13 protein-coding genes are annotated in these 14957 nt (G+C 57.9%); 4 read left to right on the forward strand and 9 right to left on the reverse strand.

Annotated features, from left to right (window positions below; all coding sequences use genetic code 11):
- Nucleotides 1-1362, reverse strand: a 1362-nt coding sequence (locus VNL17_01385) for a sigma-70 family RNA polymerase sigma factor (GenBank protein ID HXI82723.1), incomplete at its 3' end; no start/stop codon positions are given.
- A 133-nt stretch (nt 1363-1495) separates the two neighbouring features.
- Here VNL17_01385 and VNL17_01390 point away from each other — a divergent pair.
- From VNL17_01390 to VNL17_01405, 4 genes are all read left to right on the forward strand, one after another.
- Nucleotides 1496-3187, forward strand: a complete 1692-nt coding sequence (locus tag VNL17_01390) for a sigma-70 family RNA polymerase sigma factor (protein ID HXI82724.1) — start codon at nt 1496-1498, stop codon at nt 3185-3187.
- Nucleotides 3188-3806: 619 nt separating this feature from the next.
- Nucleotides 3807-4718, forward strand: a complete 912-nt coding sequence (locus VNL17_01395; protein ID HXI82725.1) for a PEP-CTERM sorting domain-containing protein — start codon at nt 3807-3809, stop codon at nt 4716-4718.
- A gap of 209 nt (nt 4719-4927) precedes the next feature.
- Nucleotides 4928-5782 carry a prepilin-type N-terminal cleavage/methylation domain-containing protein gene (locus VNL17_01400; GenBank protein HXI82726.1) on the forward strand — a complete coding sequence of 285 codons (855 nt, stop codon included), beginning with the start codon at nt 4928-4930 and terminating at the stop codon, nt 5780-5782.
- 126 nt (nt 5783-5908) lie between these two features.
- Entirely contained in the window at nt 5909-9049 is a 3141-nt protein-coding gene (locus VNL17_01405) for a hypothetical protein (protein HXI82727.1), read from the forward strand.
- Nucleotides 9050-9152: 103 nt separating this feature from the next.
- On the opposite strand, the gene VNL17_01410 is transcribed toward VNL17_01405, so the two are convergent.
- Genes VNL17_01410 through VNL17_01445 form a run of 8 tightly spaced genes read right to left on the reverse strand, consistent with a single transcriptional unit; the run spans nt 9153 to nt 14956 of the window.
- Nucleotides 9153-9692: an SRPBCC family protein gene (locus VNL17_01410; protein HXI82728.1), complete on the reverse strand. Its 540-nt coding sequence runs from the start codon at nt 9690-9692 to the stop codon at nt 9153-9155.
- Nucleotides 9693-9735: 43 nt separating this feature from the next.
- The gene (locus VNL17_01415; GenBank protein HXI82729.1) at nt 9736-10119 is read right to left on the reverse strand and encodes a DoxX family protein; all 384 of its coding nucleotides are present in this window, start codon (nt 10117-10119) and stop codon (nt 9736-9738) included.
- Between the two features lie 11 nt (nt 10120-10130).
- Nucleotides 10131-10652 (reverse strand): SRPBCC domain-containing protein, encoded by a 522-nt coding sequence (locus VNL17_01420; GenBank protein HXI82730.1) that lies wholly within the window; start codon nt 10650-10652, stop codon nt 10131-10133.
- Complete coding sequence (locus VNL17_01425) at nt 10636-10989, reverse strand: metalloregulator ArsR/SmtB family transcription factor (GenBank protein ID HXI82731.1); 354 nt, start codon at nt 10987-10989, stop codon at nt 10636-10638. The genes VNL17_01420 and VNL17_01425 overlap by 17 nt, the downstream gene beginning before the upstream one ends.
- A 45-nt stretch (nt 10990-11034) precedes the next feature.
- Nucleotides 11035-12033 (reverse strand): hypothetical protein, encoded by a 999-nt coding sequence (locus tag VNL17_01430; GenBank protein HXI82732.1) that lies wholly within the window; start codon nt 12031-12033, stop codon nt 11035-11037.
- A gap of 4 nt (nt 12034-12037) precedes the next feature.
- On the reverse strand, nt 12038-12712 hold the full coding sequence (locus VNL17_01435) for a YdcF family protein (protein HXI82733.1): 675 nt from the start codon (nt 12710-12712) through the stop codon (nt 12038-12040).
- Complete coding sequence (locus VNL17_01440; protein ID HXI82734.1) at nt 12709-13806, reverse strand: hypothetical protein; 1098 nt, start codon at nt 13804-13806, stop codon at nt 12709-12711. The genes VNL17_01435 and VNL17_01440 overlap by 4 nt, the downstream gene beginning before the upstream one ends.
- 16 nt (nt 13807-13822) lie before the next feature.
- Nucleotides 13823-14956, reverse strand: a complete 1134-nt coding sequence (locus tag VNL17_01445) for a glycosyltransferase family 2 protein (GenBank protein ID HXI82735.1) — start codon at nt 14954-14956, stop codon at nt 13823-13825.
- Nucleotide 14957 lies beyond the last annotated feature (1 nt).

Genomic DNA, 14957 nt, shown 5'->3' on the forward strand with positions numbered 1-14957 from the left:
CAGGCTGATTCCTCCGCCAAGCGACAGCAGTCCCACCGCGAATCCACCGCCCAACGCCAATCCTCCCACAGCGAATCCGCCGCCAAAGCTGATGGGAGCCACCGCCCACATGCAGCCAATGGCGAACAGCCCGCCGTATGCGATATCGCCCACCGCGATCCAGCCTTGGGCGGGGAGGATCTTGCCGTTTTGCCGGCAAAATAACCGGACATGAATGAGCGGAAGTCCCAGGAACGTCCAACGGCTCCGATACTCCAGCGGTTGGTAGGACACACTCCACGGCCAGGACCACCGCAAGCCAGCCGGCAGTGTCCCGGGCGGCAGCTTCGCCGCTTCCTCCCGCCGAATGCGTTGCTGGTTGCGATTGCCCCAAAAGATGAGCACCATGAGCGCGGCGCAATAACCAAGCAGCGTCCCAACAAACGCAACGACGACCAACAGTGGACGGGTCTTCCACCAAAAGTGGGTCAGCAATATGTCCGCGAAGAGGATCAGGCAGAACACCCCCACCAGCGCCAGGGTGTTCCATACCACCTTGATCATGAACTGCCGCTCGCGCGCGGACTGCGTGTTCTCGATGCTCATCTTCGCGCCGAACCAGCCTCCAAGAATCCCAATGATCGGCCCGAGAATCGCACCCGCGATACCAATGGACGCGGCGGCTTTCGCTGCCCCTCCGACCGCTGTCGCTCCCACGACCGCCGCTTTGGTCGAAGTCGCCATCACCGGTAGCGCTGCCAACACACCGAGCGTGAACCCCCGGCCGGGAGTCGTCTGCCGCAGCGCGCCTTCCACGAATGCCGTGACCTTTTCCGTCAACATCGTCCGCCCGCGCGACAGCCGTTGTTTCACCGCGTCCTCACTCAACTCCAGCGCGTCGGCGACCTCCGCAATGGATTGTTGCTGGCGGTAGAACAGCACCAACGGCTCGCGGTACGTCGTCGGCAATTCACCCAGCGAACGCCACAGAATTGCTTCCTCTTCTTTGCTGATGACGTGGTCGCTCGGTGTGGGCGCGTCCGCAGAGATTTCAACGCCCGAATCCAGCGCTTCGGCATTCGCCGTGGGAGTCCGCCGCTGTTTGCGGAAAGAATCAAGCGTGGCGTTACGCGCGATGCTGCACAACCACGACTTGAGCTTCGAAGGCTCGCGGAGTTGGCGTAGTTGGCACCACGCCGTGATGAAAGTCACCTGCGCGAGGTCTTCACTGGCCTGGAAGTTACCGCAAGCACTGTACGTCAATGCGCAGATGAGCGACTGGTACCGCTCCACGATCCGCCCGAACGCCTCGCGGTCGCCCTCTCGCGAGAGTTGGACCAGTCGCACATCATCCAGTGGTTCGGTTGCTGCAATGGTTCTCATGTCACCGGATACGACGCCCATCCTACGAAAAGGTGACAGGAAAAACGAGCCGCTTCTGCCGCCTCCGCCATATCTGGGCGTTTGCACAAATCCTGTCGGATTCCCACCAGCTGTGGCGATATAATCAACAAAGATGGAAACAAACGACCACGATTTGTTGCGCCAGTACGCCGAACGGCATTCGCAAGAAGCCTTTGCCGCGTTGGTCAGCCGCCATGTGAATCTGGTGTATTCCGTGGCGCTGCGCCGCGTGCAATCGCCGCACCTGGCCGAAGAAGTGTCCCAATCGGTCTTCACGGATCTGGCGCGAAATGCCGACAAGTTGAGGCCCGACACCGTTCTAGGCGCCTGGCTGCACAGTGTCGCGTACCGGACCGCGATCGATGTCGTGCGTGGGGAATCACGACGTCAGGCTCGGGAACAGAAAGCAATGGAGATCGCTGCCATGGACTCAATGCCTTCCGACTGGTCGCTCATTGAGGGTCTGCTGGACGAGGGGATGGACACGCTGGAGGAGACGGACCGTAGCGCCATCGTCCTTCGCTACTTCGAGAACAAATCCCTGCGCGAAGTCGGCGAGACGCTTGGCACCTCCGACGATGCCGCGCAAAAACGCGTCAGCCGCGCCGTCGAACGCCTCCGCGAATTCTTCGCCAAACGCGGCGTCACCGTCGGCGCGAGCGGCCTCATCGTTGTGATCTCCGCCAACGCCGTCCAAGCCGCCCCGGCCGGGCTGGCCGCCGCGATTTCATCCGCCGCGGCAATTGCCGGAACCGCCGCCGCCGTTACCACCACCACAACGACCGCAACCGTCACCAAGGCCATTGCTATGACCACACTGCAAAAAACCCTGATCGTCGCCACCATCGCCGTCACTGCCGGCGCGGGATTCTACGAAGCCCACCAGGCTTCGACCCTGCGCGAGCAGGTCCAAACGTTCCAGGAACAGATTCAAACCTTGCAACAACAGCAAGCGCCGCTGACGGAACAACTCCAGCAGTTGCAGCGCGAGCGTGACAACGCAAAAAAACAATTGGCAGCCGTCCAGGGAGAAAACGAACAATGGAAGTCCGGTCAAAAGATGACCGGGCTTTCCGGGTCTTCTGGATCAGCGGGCGAAGCTGGAATGCTTTCACAGCCCTCTTCATCGAACGGAAGTGAAGCCAATTCTTCTGCGGCTGGCCTGACCCGCATGATGAGCGATCCGAAGATGAAAGACTACATTCATCAGGTGCAGTTGAAGATGATCAAGGAACGATACGCTCCCTTGTTCACAGAGCTGGCCCTCTCGCCGGATGACGTGGAAAAATTTACTCAATTGGTCGGCGATAAATGGTTGAAAGCTTCCGACATGGGTTCGAAGCTGGTGTCGGGAAACGCCGACCCTGCGGCAATGCCGCAGGCCATGGCCAAGGCCTATGACGAGAACAACGATCAATTGCAATCCCTGTTGGGCCCGACGGGTTACGCGCGCTATAACGAGTTCAACCAGGAAGTGCCCGCCCGAACCACCATCAAGATGTTGAACGATCAATTAGGCAATAGCCCGCTGACCGAGGATCAAAACGCCCGCCTGATCGACATCGTCAAGGCCGAACCCTACACGACCACGCACGGTATCAATGGCGAACTGGACGCCGCTTTCTTCGGCTCACAAGACGATATCGACAAATACCTGAAACAGGTGACCGAGACCAACCAGCGCATTTTGGATCAGGCCGCCGGTTTTCTAACCCCGCAACAGTTGGCCGCATTGGCTACCTTGCAGAGCAACAGCCTCAAAGCACAAAAACTCCAGGGCGCGGCGTTGACCCAGAAACATTGAAGGTCAGTCCCACATAATCGCGTGTCTTGTAGAAATGTTTGCCCAACCAGGGCAACCTACTGCTGTCGAACGGGCGTGATGCGTTCGTCGCACCAGTCTTTCTGGCACACGACAAGTGTAGCGGTTTTTCCACAATGTCTAATCCTGCCCAGCTTCCGCTTGTTTCAGTCCAAAGAAATAAACTCCTCATCTTCCAGAAGCGATTGTGACCACGAGCGATGCGGAATATCGCCGGAGAAGATGCGGCCACTTGGCACGTAGGATGGTACACACCAAATCAAGTCGAGGTTTGGAGACCGGGTTTAGGGGTCGTTGTTGACAGGGTGGTAAGTTGTACGGTCTTCGACAGGTCATTTGCTCTCTTGCGAGGGGAGCAAAGCGGACTAAAAAAGTGATCAAGTCACACGGACGTAACAGCAACATTACCGAAATGTAATGCATTATGCTTGACATTTGATTGACTTTTTAGCCGCCACTTGTATAGCATCGCAACTAGCGAGTTGGAGAATAGGGAACGGAACGGCGAGTGGTCGCGCAACGGCATTCCTTGTTACCATGCAGAGGAGGCCGGCCCACCATTTCAAGGTTCCAAAAAAATCAAAAAAGGTGAGGGGATCTCATGAGAGCAATTCACAAGACAGTAGCCGGGACTTGGAGGAGTCGTGTTCTGTTGGCGAGCACCATTGTTGGCGCGGTGGCTTTGGTCGGAACGAAAGTTATGGCCGATGACGCAAGCGACATCGAGCAGTTTTACCCAACGACAGCCTACGTCCAGTATGACAACACGTCCGGTGATTATCCCGTTGTCACCGAAGTCGGGTCGATGCCCATCACGCTTGGTGGCCATGCGTACAGCAGTTGGTCGGTATTCGCGGAGGATTCAACCGGGTCGCTGGATATGTTCCTCACAGCAGCCACGCTGTCGAACCTCTTCGTTGCTAGCAACGCAACCAGCACAAACGTGAACGTCGGCGATAAACTGAACCTTGCCGGCTCGTGGGGTCCGTTCCACCAGATTCCGGAGATTTCCTTAAGCTCGGTTCCGGCCTCCAATCATTACTTCAACACCGTGTCGACTGGAAATGCACTGGCTCCACGGCCCGTGTTCAACGTTAGCCAGATTGCCGCGACGGGTTCCGCCCCCAGTAATTTCCTGAACATCGCGGGCTACTACCTGGAAGTTGATAACGTAACGATCAGCTCGCCGAGCAATGGCCTCACTGCGTTGCCGGGCTATGTCGGCGGTGTCGCTCCGACGATTGCCCAGGAGACCTACACAATGACCGACAACACTGGCAGCATGACCATGTTTGACTGGGTCACGTCGTATTCCGCAGCCGACCAGCTGGCGGGCACGCCGATCGGGGCGGGGAACGTGTATAACATGAAGGGGTTTGTCTCCTATAATACGGGTGGACCCTTGGAATTCACGCCGCTGTCGCTTGTCGCGGTTCCCGAGCCTTCTTCAGTCGCATTGGTCGGTTTGGGCACGGCAGGGTTGATCGCCATGCGTCGTCGCCGCCGCTCGTAAGGGTGGCCGCTCGGCGCGCGAACCGGCTGGTGGTACTGGCTGTGACGCGCGCCAGGAAATCATGGCCTTGAAGCCGTTGATGGTAATTGTATTTGGCGGGCCTTGCCGCGCGTCGGCGCGGCAAGGCCCAACCCTCGGCTAATTTTTAGGTTGTGCAAGCGGTCGAGTTGCCAGATAAGCTATATGGCGAAATTAAAGGAGAGCTTGCAATGCACAAGGTGACTTCGGTTTCTCTTCCAGTCAGGTCCAGGCGCGCCTTCACCCTCATCGAGTTGCTGGCTTGCCAGCCGAAGCCCTGGCGGAGGCAGGCGAGGTCAGCATTCACGTTGATCGAGCTGCTGGTGGTCATTGCCATCATCGGCATTCTGGCGGCAATGTTGTTGCCCGCTCTGAACAAAGCCCGTGAAAAAGGCTATGCCGCGGTTTGTGTCAGCAACATGCACCAGTGGGCATTGGCGCTGAACATGTACAACGACGATTGGGCCGAGTACTATCCCTACGACGGCATGTTCAGCAGTCCACCCTGCGTGGTGGCCAACAGCAACGCTTGGTTCAATGTTCTCACACCGTACGTCCAGGCCAAGACTTTGTGCCAGCTGTATGCCGCCAACACCCCGCCCACGCCGCGCACCGGCCATAGCATCTTCGTCTGTCCCAGCGCGGTCAATAAAAGCCCGACCATGGACCCAAACAATGCCATTTTCTATTACTCGCTGAGTACGTGCTTGCACATGGAAGGCAATACCGCTATTGGATTTCGTCGCGACCGAATGCAGGCGCCTTCCACCACGATCGTCTTTTGCGAGGAAGTGGAAGATGCGTTTCCAGAAACCAATGGTCAGTACGACCTCGTGAACCGTCACTCCGGCGGCTCGAACTTCGTTCTGGCTGATGGACACGTGGAATGGATCGAGTTGCGCAACTTCTGCAGGCAGGGCAACACGCTCTGCCCCACGCCGCTTAGCAATATCCAGTGGGATAACAGCGGAGCCGGCGGTGACTGGAAAAACGGCATACCGTATCACTGGTGGCCCTTCCCCTACGCGAACACGTCTGCTAATTGATACGGATTACCCCGGGATAAGGCTCAATGTCCCCTGCAGTTTGGCAATGTGAGTTGAGAGCGTTACAAAAGAACGAGACCTTTCAGAAACGACAGAGGCAGCGACCGTAGGGAAAGAATGAGGGAAATGAGAATGAAAAAAACCTTCGGGCTGGTTGTAGTGCTGGCGGCAGTGGCGCTGGGGATGAACGCAGTCGCGGCCCCGTTTGGAGCGGGCAATATCGTGATCGTCCGCGTCGGCGATGGAACGCAGGTCATCACCAATATCGGCAACACGGTCTTCCTGGATGAGTATACGACCAACAGTATCTGGGCGAATGCGGGCGGGTTTACGGCGCCCACCCCGGTCCAATCGATTCAGATGCCGACCAACTGGGTCGGTCGCCATGGCCCGTTCATCATGGAGGCCTCGGCAAGGCCCGATGGCGCGTTGAGCCTCTCGACGGACGGACGGTTCCTTGCTTTGGGCGGGTTCGCGGCGACCGTCGGACAAGTCACCAACCAGGCCCTCGACGCCACGACCACCACGGGACTGGTGGGCCAGGTGGCCCGCGTCGTGGGGTTGGTGGATGGGAATGGCCATATCTACACGTCGACAACCCTGATCGACGCCAACGAAGATGGCAACGACGTCCAGAGCGCGGTGAGCCTCGACGGCACCAACATCTGGCATGTGGGCGAGGGGAACGCGACGGGCGGCAAATATACGACGCAGGGATCGATGCTTTCGACGCAGGTCGAGACAGTATCAAAGTTCAACAGCCGGGTCTTCGGCATTTTCAACAAGACCCTCTACTATTCCGCCAACCATGTCCTTGGTGCCCCGACCAACACCAGTCTGGCAGTCAACCCGTTCGGCGGTTCATTGCCGACCTCCTTTGTGAATTCTAATTTCTTGTTCCTTGCCGGGGTATTGGGCAATACCACTACCAGTTCGCCGGCCATCGGCAGCCCCTTTGGGTTCACCATGTTCAATCTGAGCGGTACGAACGGGGGGGTCACTCCGGACACTCTCTATGTTGCTGACAGTACCACCAACGCTCCGGGTGAGCCGCTGGGAAAAGCCGGCGGCGTTTTGAAATACTGCTACATACCGGCCAGCAACGCCTGGGTAAACTTTGGCTACGTTTACGCGCAGGGAGCAACCAGTGTGACCGGAGTGAAAAACGGAACGAACGTCACTCTCTATATCACGGAAGGTGGCGGGACCCTCGCGATCAACCAGTTGTACCCCTACAATGACGTGAGCGGGTTCGCTGGCTCGCCTCAATCCAACACGGGCGATATCGGTCTCCCCGGCGATGCAAACGCATACGCCGAACCGTTGGGACCTCCGGGCGTCAATGCCAACCGCATCAATACGCGTGGGATCGCGTTTGCGCCACAGGGGGGCGATGCGGGCACGATCAGCGCCGGTCCGGGTGTGATCTCGGTCGGCCCGCCATTCGGTCCGTACTTCGCAGGTGCCCAGGGCGGTCCCTTCTCCTCAAACAACAACGTCTTCACAGTCGCCAATCTTGGCAGCACGAGCACGAATTTTACCATAACGATTGTGCCGCAAAGTGGGGGTGTTTGGGTCACGGCCACCCCATCGAGCGGTACGGTCGCTCCCGGTGCCGTCACGATTGTCACCTTGGCTCCCAACGGAACCGCCAACTCGGATGCTGGTGGTTTCACTTACACGGATAAAGTGCTCTTTCATACCGGCGGCGCGGGCGGGACGGTCGTAGCCTCACCCACAGCCACGCTAGACGACTTCGCGTTCTTTATTACGCCAACTTCCAACTATTTGTCAGTGGGTGAAGCCGGCGGGCCGTTTGCTCCATCCAGCTATGTCTACACACTGTCCAATGCGACCCCCGCGGCGAAAAGCTGGACCGCAAGCACATCAGCCGGTTGGAACACTCTGAGCGCGACGAACGGCAGCTTGGCCGGCCTTGCGGTAACGAACATCACCGTAACAATCAACGCCACTGCCAATACTCTGCCGATCGGTACCTATCAGGACACGCTCACAATCACCAACGTCGCCGCCAACGCTGCACTCCCCACGCGTACGATCACGCTTCAGGTCGGATTCGGGTTCTTCGACGATTTCAGCACATACGCTCCTGGTGATGTCGTCGGGCAGAATAATTGGTTCAACCCGACCCCCGGCTTGGAAGATAACCCCTATCAGATCGCCAATAGCGTGCTCGCGCTTGCAGGTGGGCAGCATCCTGGCTGCGGAGGTGGTGCGACAGAACAGGAACCCGCCAAGAACATCGCCTCCTCGCCCGTTACCAATATCGGGCAATTCGCCTATTTGGGTATGTCGATCGTTGTCACCAGTGCGCCAGCTCTCCCCAACACCTGGGACTTCACCCTTCTCCCCAATGTGGGGACCGGAAATGATGTCACTCACAACGAGGCCCGGACCGCAGTGAATAATTACACAAACGTGCCCGGAACCTACGTATGGAACACCCACGTCAACGGCTTCGATAGCTTCTACCACGGCACAACCCCACGCACCTACGGCACGAAGTATAACGTGATTATCGTGGGTGACATTGTCAATTCCAACTGCTGGGTATTTGTCAACCCGCCAAACGGCACCACCAACAGTCTGTTCACCATGGGCTATGACGCGCATGACGGACTCGATGTGGCCGGAATAACCAGCTTTTCTGGCCCCGGTAATACGGGAGTCGGGGCTATCGACATCGACAATTTCTGTTCCGGTAACGATCAGCCGGGCATGTTGATATACAGAATGGCCATGTCAACAAACTATACAGCCGTTTACAACTGGCTCGTAAACACCAATTCGCCACCGCCGTCCGATCCGTTTACCGCGTGGCAGAACCAGTACTTCACGATTGCCGAACTGGGTACACCGTCGTTTAGCGGGCCGGGTGCCGATCCGTTTGGCAAGGGAATGAGCAACACCAATCAATTCCTGGCGGGATTCAATCCCACCAATGCCTCGGCATACGTCCATATCACCAGCGTCTCCAACACGAACGGTGGTACTGACGTCCGGGTGGATTACCTGGGTGCCAGTGGCGACAGCAGTCGCACGCCACCCTTGGTGAGTCGCACCAACGTGCTGGAGTTCACCGCGGGCACGGGCGGCAACTACAACAGTAACAACTTTGCCAGTACTGGCCAGACCAACATCCTGAGCGGTGGGATTGGGCTCGGGACGTTGGCCAACATGGTGGATCCGGGCGGGGCGACCAACACGCCGGCCCGATACTACCGTGTTCGCGTGCTGGTGCCGTAAACGACAGAATCGAAATCGAAAGCGCTGATGTCCTCAAGCGGGGGCATCAGCGCTTCTCTTTGGACAGGTCGGTAGGGTGTTACCGGTAATTCCCGACGCGCGGCTACTTCCGTTTAAGGGCTTCCGCCACCGATTTCAGGTCCGCAAGGCCTTTTTCAAAATCGCGTCCGACCATTTTGTCGCAGTCCACAAACAGTCCAAACGCTTTGAACACGAAATTCCTTTTACCAGCCATGCTCCAAGCCACGGTGGTTTGATTACCGTCAGGTTTGAAGGTGAACTCCGCAGTGTTGTTGGCCTTGAAGGGCTTTAGGAATTCAAGGTTGAACCGAATGAGTTCATTCGGACAGCTCTCCGTGATGGTCATGTGCCCTTCGCCGACCTTGTTATTGCCGGCCCAGGTATAACCGGCCCCGGTTCCCACCGGCGGGCCCTCGTACGTCATTTTACATGCGGGATCGAGCTTTCCCCATGGGTTCCATGCCTCCCACTTGTGGAGATCATTCACCTGCGCAAACACGACCGCCGCGGGGGCGGAGACGACGGTTGACCGCGTAACACGAAAGCTGTCGGGCCGCGTGGCTACAACGATGATAAACACAACAATGAGTACGGCAACGCCAATGAGTATGTTTATGAGCATAGTGACTCTTCTCCGGCTTGGTTTTGGGTTGCTCCCGAAATGTTCAGGCAATTCTTGCGGCCAGCAACGTTTTGTAGTTTTTCCGGCAGGCATAGGCCAGAAATAAATTCGCCAGCATCAACGGTATCGCCACGGGCAGGCCTTCCGGGGCCACAAACGCGTGGTAAAGCAGGATGTTCAAGGTGATGGGAAAAATTACCACGGTGGCCAGCGGAACAAAGCGGCCCGCCACAAAGGCGACGCCGCAAACCAGCTCGGTGACCTTCAGCAGCGTCATGAAATAACCCGTCGCCATGATGCCGTCCATGAATAGCTTGGCATTGCCCTTCATTTCCGGGTGCGGCATGAGGTTGAAAAGGACGACGATGGAAGCAAACAGGAACATCAGCCCCATCAAAATGCGGACAATGATGATTGCGATTTTCATGTTTCGATGTTTTATCCTTTTGCCAGGTATTCGGCAAGCTGTTCAAAGGTGCCCGTCCAACCCTGCGTCATGCCGCCATGTGCCCTGTCGAAGGTCTTGCGTTCCTCTTCCGTCGGGTTCAGTGGCTTCCATTTTATGGTGAGCGTCGTCTTGCCTCCTCGCTCAACGAAGGTCGTCGTGGAGAGCATTTCCAACGGCCAGGTCGGACTCATGGGATGTCGGGTCAAGCCACCCGCCGCATCCGAGAACGAATTGACCAAAACAATTCGCTCCGGTGCGACGATCTCGCGATAGACAAACTTGCCCCACATCTCTTTGCCATCAGGGGATCGCAGGCAATAGTGAAAACTTCCGCCCGGACGAAAATCCATTTTGGCGGTGGACATCGTGAAACCTTTTGGCCCAAACCATTCCATCAGTCGCTCGCGCTCCGTCCAGGCCTTCCACACCAGCTCGCGCGGCGCATCGAAGATCCGCGTGATGACGAACTCCTGTGTCGATGATTCCGCCGTAGGGTTATTCTTTTCGCTCATGCGACTTCTCCTTTGCTTGCAATCTGTTCAGGTAATCATCCAGGCGATCGAAGCTTTCGTTCCAGAAAGTCTCGAATGTCTTGGCCCAATCGTGGATAGGCTTCAATCGCTTGCCGTTGAGTTTGTACAGCCGTTGTTGTCCGGCCCCGCGCACGCTGACGAGTCCCACCTCTCGCAGGACGCGCAAGTGTTTGGAGACCTGCGGCTGTTTGTAGCGCAACGAGACGGCAATGAAGTTCACCGGCCGTTCCCCGCGCGTAAGCAAATTGAGGATCCGCCGCCGCTGTGGTTCCGCCACCGCATTGAACACATCCGAAGTCGTCGCCAGCCGTGCCACGCCACCAATATATGCTAATATAGGAATATATCAAACACAAAAAAACTACGGCTCAACGACGACCTCAAAGTCCGATCCTTTCACCCGGCGCAATTCCTCGTGAAGCACGGGGATGCGTTCGTCCGGGGCAACCGAAATCGCCCATTCGATGCCATTGTCCGCGACGAACATGCCGCGGCACTTCAGCGCCACCAGGATCGCGCGTGCTTCCGGCGAGAACCCCGAGACATCGAAGCCCTGTCGCAACCGCAACCGCTCGCCCATGCGCGGGAGATTGTCGTCCGTCAGCTTGCTGGCGTAATGCGTGGCGGGGGCGACGAAATCGTTTCGCGTTCTGCGCACCGTTACCCGCAATGTATGGTCGATTCGCCCGCGTTGCAACTCATCATACCGCACGACCGCGGGGAAAATGGGTAGCCCGGCCGCATCCGCCGAAGTCCAGCCGGCCGGTCGCAGTTTGTTGGTTTTTAGATCGAAGATAGAAGTCTGCGCCGCCTGCCAGCCGTTGTTGGTCCGGCGCATTCCGTAGAATTCGTAGAGCATACGATTGACGGGATCAACGACGATGGCATGGCGGTCACCGCCGAGATTGAGTTGGTCACGCTGCACTTCTTCCAGCGTGGCGTTCGGATGTTCGGAATCGCGATGGAACCAGGCGGGCCACCCCTCAATCGGCAGTTGGTCGGGAATCGGGTAGGGCCCCTTGTCCGACTCCGCCGCGTAATCTGTGATCCTGACCGCGACCCGCTTCTGGTCTGGCGGCACGAGGATGAATCCCATGTCGGGGTTGTACCGCAGCGGTTTGTCGTTCCCAATCGACGCGACAATGTTCCGCGAATTGGGGTGAAGCGGCCACGCGGAAACGATTTGGTTCCAGGCGTTGTCCGACGGAAAAATCTGCAGCGTCCCAAGGATCGCATCCGCCTCGGGTGTATTGAACAATATCGGTTTGGTGACGGCGGCGTGTTCTTGCCCGGCCGAGACGTCATTTGTGACCAGACAAGCGCCCACACAAAAGAGAGCCAGATAGATTCCTTCTCGCACGTTGCTAAATCCAGCCTTCAAGTCTGTACGTCGCCAGGGCCGCCAACTCCCTGGAAATGCGAATCTCCCGCTCCAGATGCGACCACACCCCGTAACGCAACCAGCCCCAGGGGCCAATCTCCGCTTCCGCCCCAATATCGGAAGCCAACAGGCCCGAGACCTTGGTGAATCCCAGTTTGCGGAAACACGAGACCGCCCGCCGCATGTGGTATCCCGAAGTGACGATCAAGATCGGCTGGCCAAGCGCTTCGGGACCGAGCAGGCGTTGAACGTTGACCGCCTGCTCGTGGGTGTTTAACCCGCGATATTCCATGCGGATCGCCGACGAAGGGACTCCCCGCAATACCAGCTCATCCTGCATTCGTCCCACACTACTCGTTTCTGGATTGCCGTCGGCCGGCAGCGAGACCACGAAAGTTGTGCCCGTCAGGTTCTTCCCATATTGCGCCGCATAATATGTGCGTAACAAAGTGGAACCGCTCGGGATGCCGCCACCTCCCAGAACCACAATATTGCGCGGCGTTTCCTGCGGCGCGAGTTCGGGCATTTCCAACCAGTCCACAATACCCCGTGGCGGACCGGACACCGCCAGGACGATCAGCAGCAGGACAACCAGTGCCGCGATGACATCAAGGGTGCGCGCAACCCGACCCACAAACCGTCGAATCTTATCGTTCAAAGCTTGGTTCCTCGCCGTACTGTTCCGACAACGGGCGGGGGAGGTAGTACATAATCGCGATACCGATTTGGATCGCCCGTCTGGCCCGCCTCCGCGGCCTTGATCAAGTTGAATACTTCGCGGGCCGAGACGTAGTGGAGCACAAACTTCGTGCCGTCATTGTATTTCTTCTGCAGATGCCGGTGCATTTCTGCTGCGGACGACCCCAGCGCCGCATCGAAATTCATTTCCTGGCAGCCATGCGTATGAACTTTTACAAAGACCCAATCAGGCTTGCCCGCGACGCCGATCCGTTGCGCCACCCAGTTATCCACGCGGTCGGTGACAGCCGGCGCATTGCGGGCCACCTCGCCATTTTCAATGCGCGGCAGCAGGCCGAATTTGCGGCTGCTCCAGTTCAACGCCAGCGGGCCTTGCACGATCAACAGGTCGCCGCTCGGCCGGCCACCAACGCACACGTCCGCGCCGGTGTCGTGTGATTTCGGTTGTTGAGGATCGTCGGTCGCGTAATAAATCGAATTGACCTTGCGCGTCTGGCAATCGCTCGGCGCGCTCGGGAGCGTGAAGTCGGCGTAACAGCCGGTGTCGCGTAAAACCTGCAGTTCGTTGTTCACTCCGCACCAACGACCATCCGCGCGCGAATTGTCCAGCGACCAATTGCCGTGGATAAACCCGTAACGGCCCTTGGAAAGAAACCCGTGGCGTTCCAGATTCGCTTTGAAAGCGTTAAGCGTGGATTGGAGGCTGTCGGCGGTATCGTTGTCGTGGTGCAAATGGATTTCAACTTCGCCGTGGCCGCGAGCACAAACCCGCGCCAGCAGGTCCAGGTACTCGGGCACGTATTGCTCGGCGGGATAGAAAAACGTGTGCTGCGGCGGACGTCCGTCCGCATCGCGAAAATTGTCCGCCATCCGTGGATAATTCTCGAACCAATGCTCCACCCGCTCCAACCCCTGATGACGCGACACCTTGTTCCATAAGGGCTCGTAGTGATCCACGAAGCAAAAGAAGACGTGCGTCGGCGTGACCGCTTGCGGCGGTCGCCGCGAGAGGTAGCTCGGCAGCCAGAGATGGATATTCTTCAGCATGGCCATGATCGTTCTGCAAATTCTACCGTGCGGTGCGTTTCCACGCTGCTTGTTGTGTGCCGGTGATGAAACGGAAGAACCCGAGCAGCAGGGCGAGGTTGATGGTCACGAAATAGTGCGGGGCGCTGAACAAAACGATCTTCCGTCCGGTCCGCAACATGCCGACCGCAGCCAGCGCGTAGAAAGCCAGTTGCAGCGCCATCAACACCGTGAAAAGCGGGCGGGGAAGAAGCGCGATGTTTGCGATCAATGCCGCCGCCATGAAAAAGGGTGACAGCCACCGCAAAACTTTATGCGACCAGAAAGCGACCGAATGAAATCCGCGCCAGGGGAGCAGCGAGCGCCAGCAGAGGAACAGGGCCTGGAAATCACCCGCGCCGATACGGATGCGCCGCGTCATTTCGTGGCTGACCGATTGCGGCAGTTCTTCCGTGGCTACAGCCTCACGGTCGTAGACCACCCGGGCTCCCTGTTCGCGCACGCGCATGCCAATGACGAAGTCGTCTACAAAAGTATTGTCAGGAATGTCGGGCCAGCACGACTTGCGGATCGCGTAGATGGCTCCGTTTGCGCCGAGGCACGAGTCGAGCACACTCTCGCGCGTTTTCAGATACGTCTCCAGTTTCCAGTAGGGGCCTTCGTTGGTCTCACTCTTCTCCCCGTGGAACTGCAACCGCCCGCAGACGCCGCCGATATGCGTGTCGCGGAAATGTCGGGCGAGTTTGTGTAGCGCATCGGGCGCAAACAGGGCATTCGCATCACTGAACGCAAGCAACTCGCCGCGCGTTTGTGGGATGAGCCGGTTCAACACACTCGGCTTTCCACTGCGTTGCCCGAATTCGTACAACTGCACGCGTGGGTCGCTGAACCGGCGCACCAGTTCGTTCGTGCGGTCGGTCGAACCGTCCGAGCCAATCAGAATCTCGAGCCTGTCGCGTGGATAGTCGAGCGCCAGCAGGTTTTCGATGCGCTGGACGATGTGCTTTTCCTCGTTGTACACGCTGATCACGACCGAGATTGACGGCCATTCGGCGGGTTCGGGAACTTGTTCGCGGCGACGCACCGGCACCAATGCCAGCAACAACGGATAGATCGCGTAGGAGTAAACGATCGCCCCGGCTGATACGAAAAAGACCGTGACCCAGTGAGTCGTCATT

The sequence above is a fragment of the Verrucomicrobiia bacterium genome, from assembly GCA_035577545.1.
Classification (GTDB): Bacteria; Verrucomicrobiota; Verrucomicrobiia; order Palsa-1439; family Palsa-1439; genus Palsa-1439.

Bases quoted from the DNA above. Each gene is read 5' to 3' on its own strand.
- VNL17_01390 (HXI82724.1), top strand. From the start codon at position 1,496: ATGGAAACAAACGACCACGATTTGTTGCGCCAGTACGCCGAACGGCAT.
- VNL17_01395 (HXI82725.1), top strand. From the start codon at position 3,807: ATGAGAGCAATTCACAAGACAGTAGCCGGGACTTGGAGGAGTCGTGTT.
- VNL17_01400 (HXI82726.1), top strand. From the start codon at position 4,928: ATGCACAAGGTGACTTCGGTTTCTCTTCCAGTCAGGTCCAGGCGCGCC.
- VNL17_01405 (HXI82727.1), top strand. From the start codon at position 5,909: ATGAGAATGAAAAAAACCTTCGGGCTGGTTGTAGTGCTGGCGGCAGTG.
- VNL17_01410 (HXI82728.1), bottom strand. From the start codon at position 9,692: ATGCTCATAAACATACTCATTGGCGTTGCCGTACTCATTGTTGTGTTT.
- VNL17_01415 (HXI82729.1), bottom strand. From the start codon at position 10,119: ATGAAAATCGCAATCATCATTGTCCGCATTTTGATGGGGCTGATGTTC.
- VNL17_01420 (HXI82730.1), bottom strand. From the start codon at position 10,652: ATGAGCGAAAAGAATAACCCTACGGCGGAATCATCGACACAGGAGTTC.
- VNL17_01440 (HXI82734.1), bottom strand. From the start codon at position 13,806: ATGGCCATGCTGAAGAATATCCATCTCTGGCTGCCGAGCTACCTCTCG.
- VNL17_01445 (HXI82735.1), bottom strand. From the start codon at position 14,956: ATGACGACTCACTGGGTCACGGTCTTTTTCGTATCAGCCGGGGCGATC.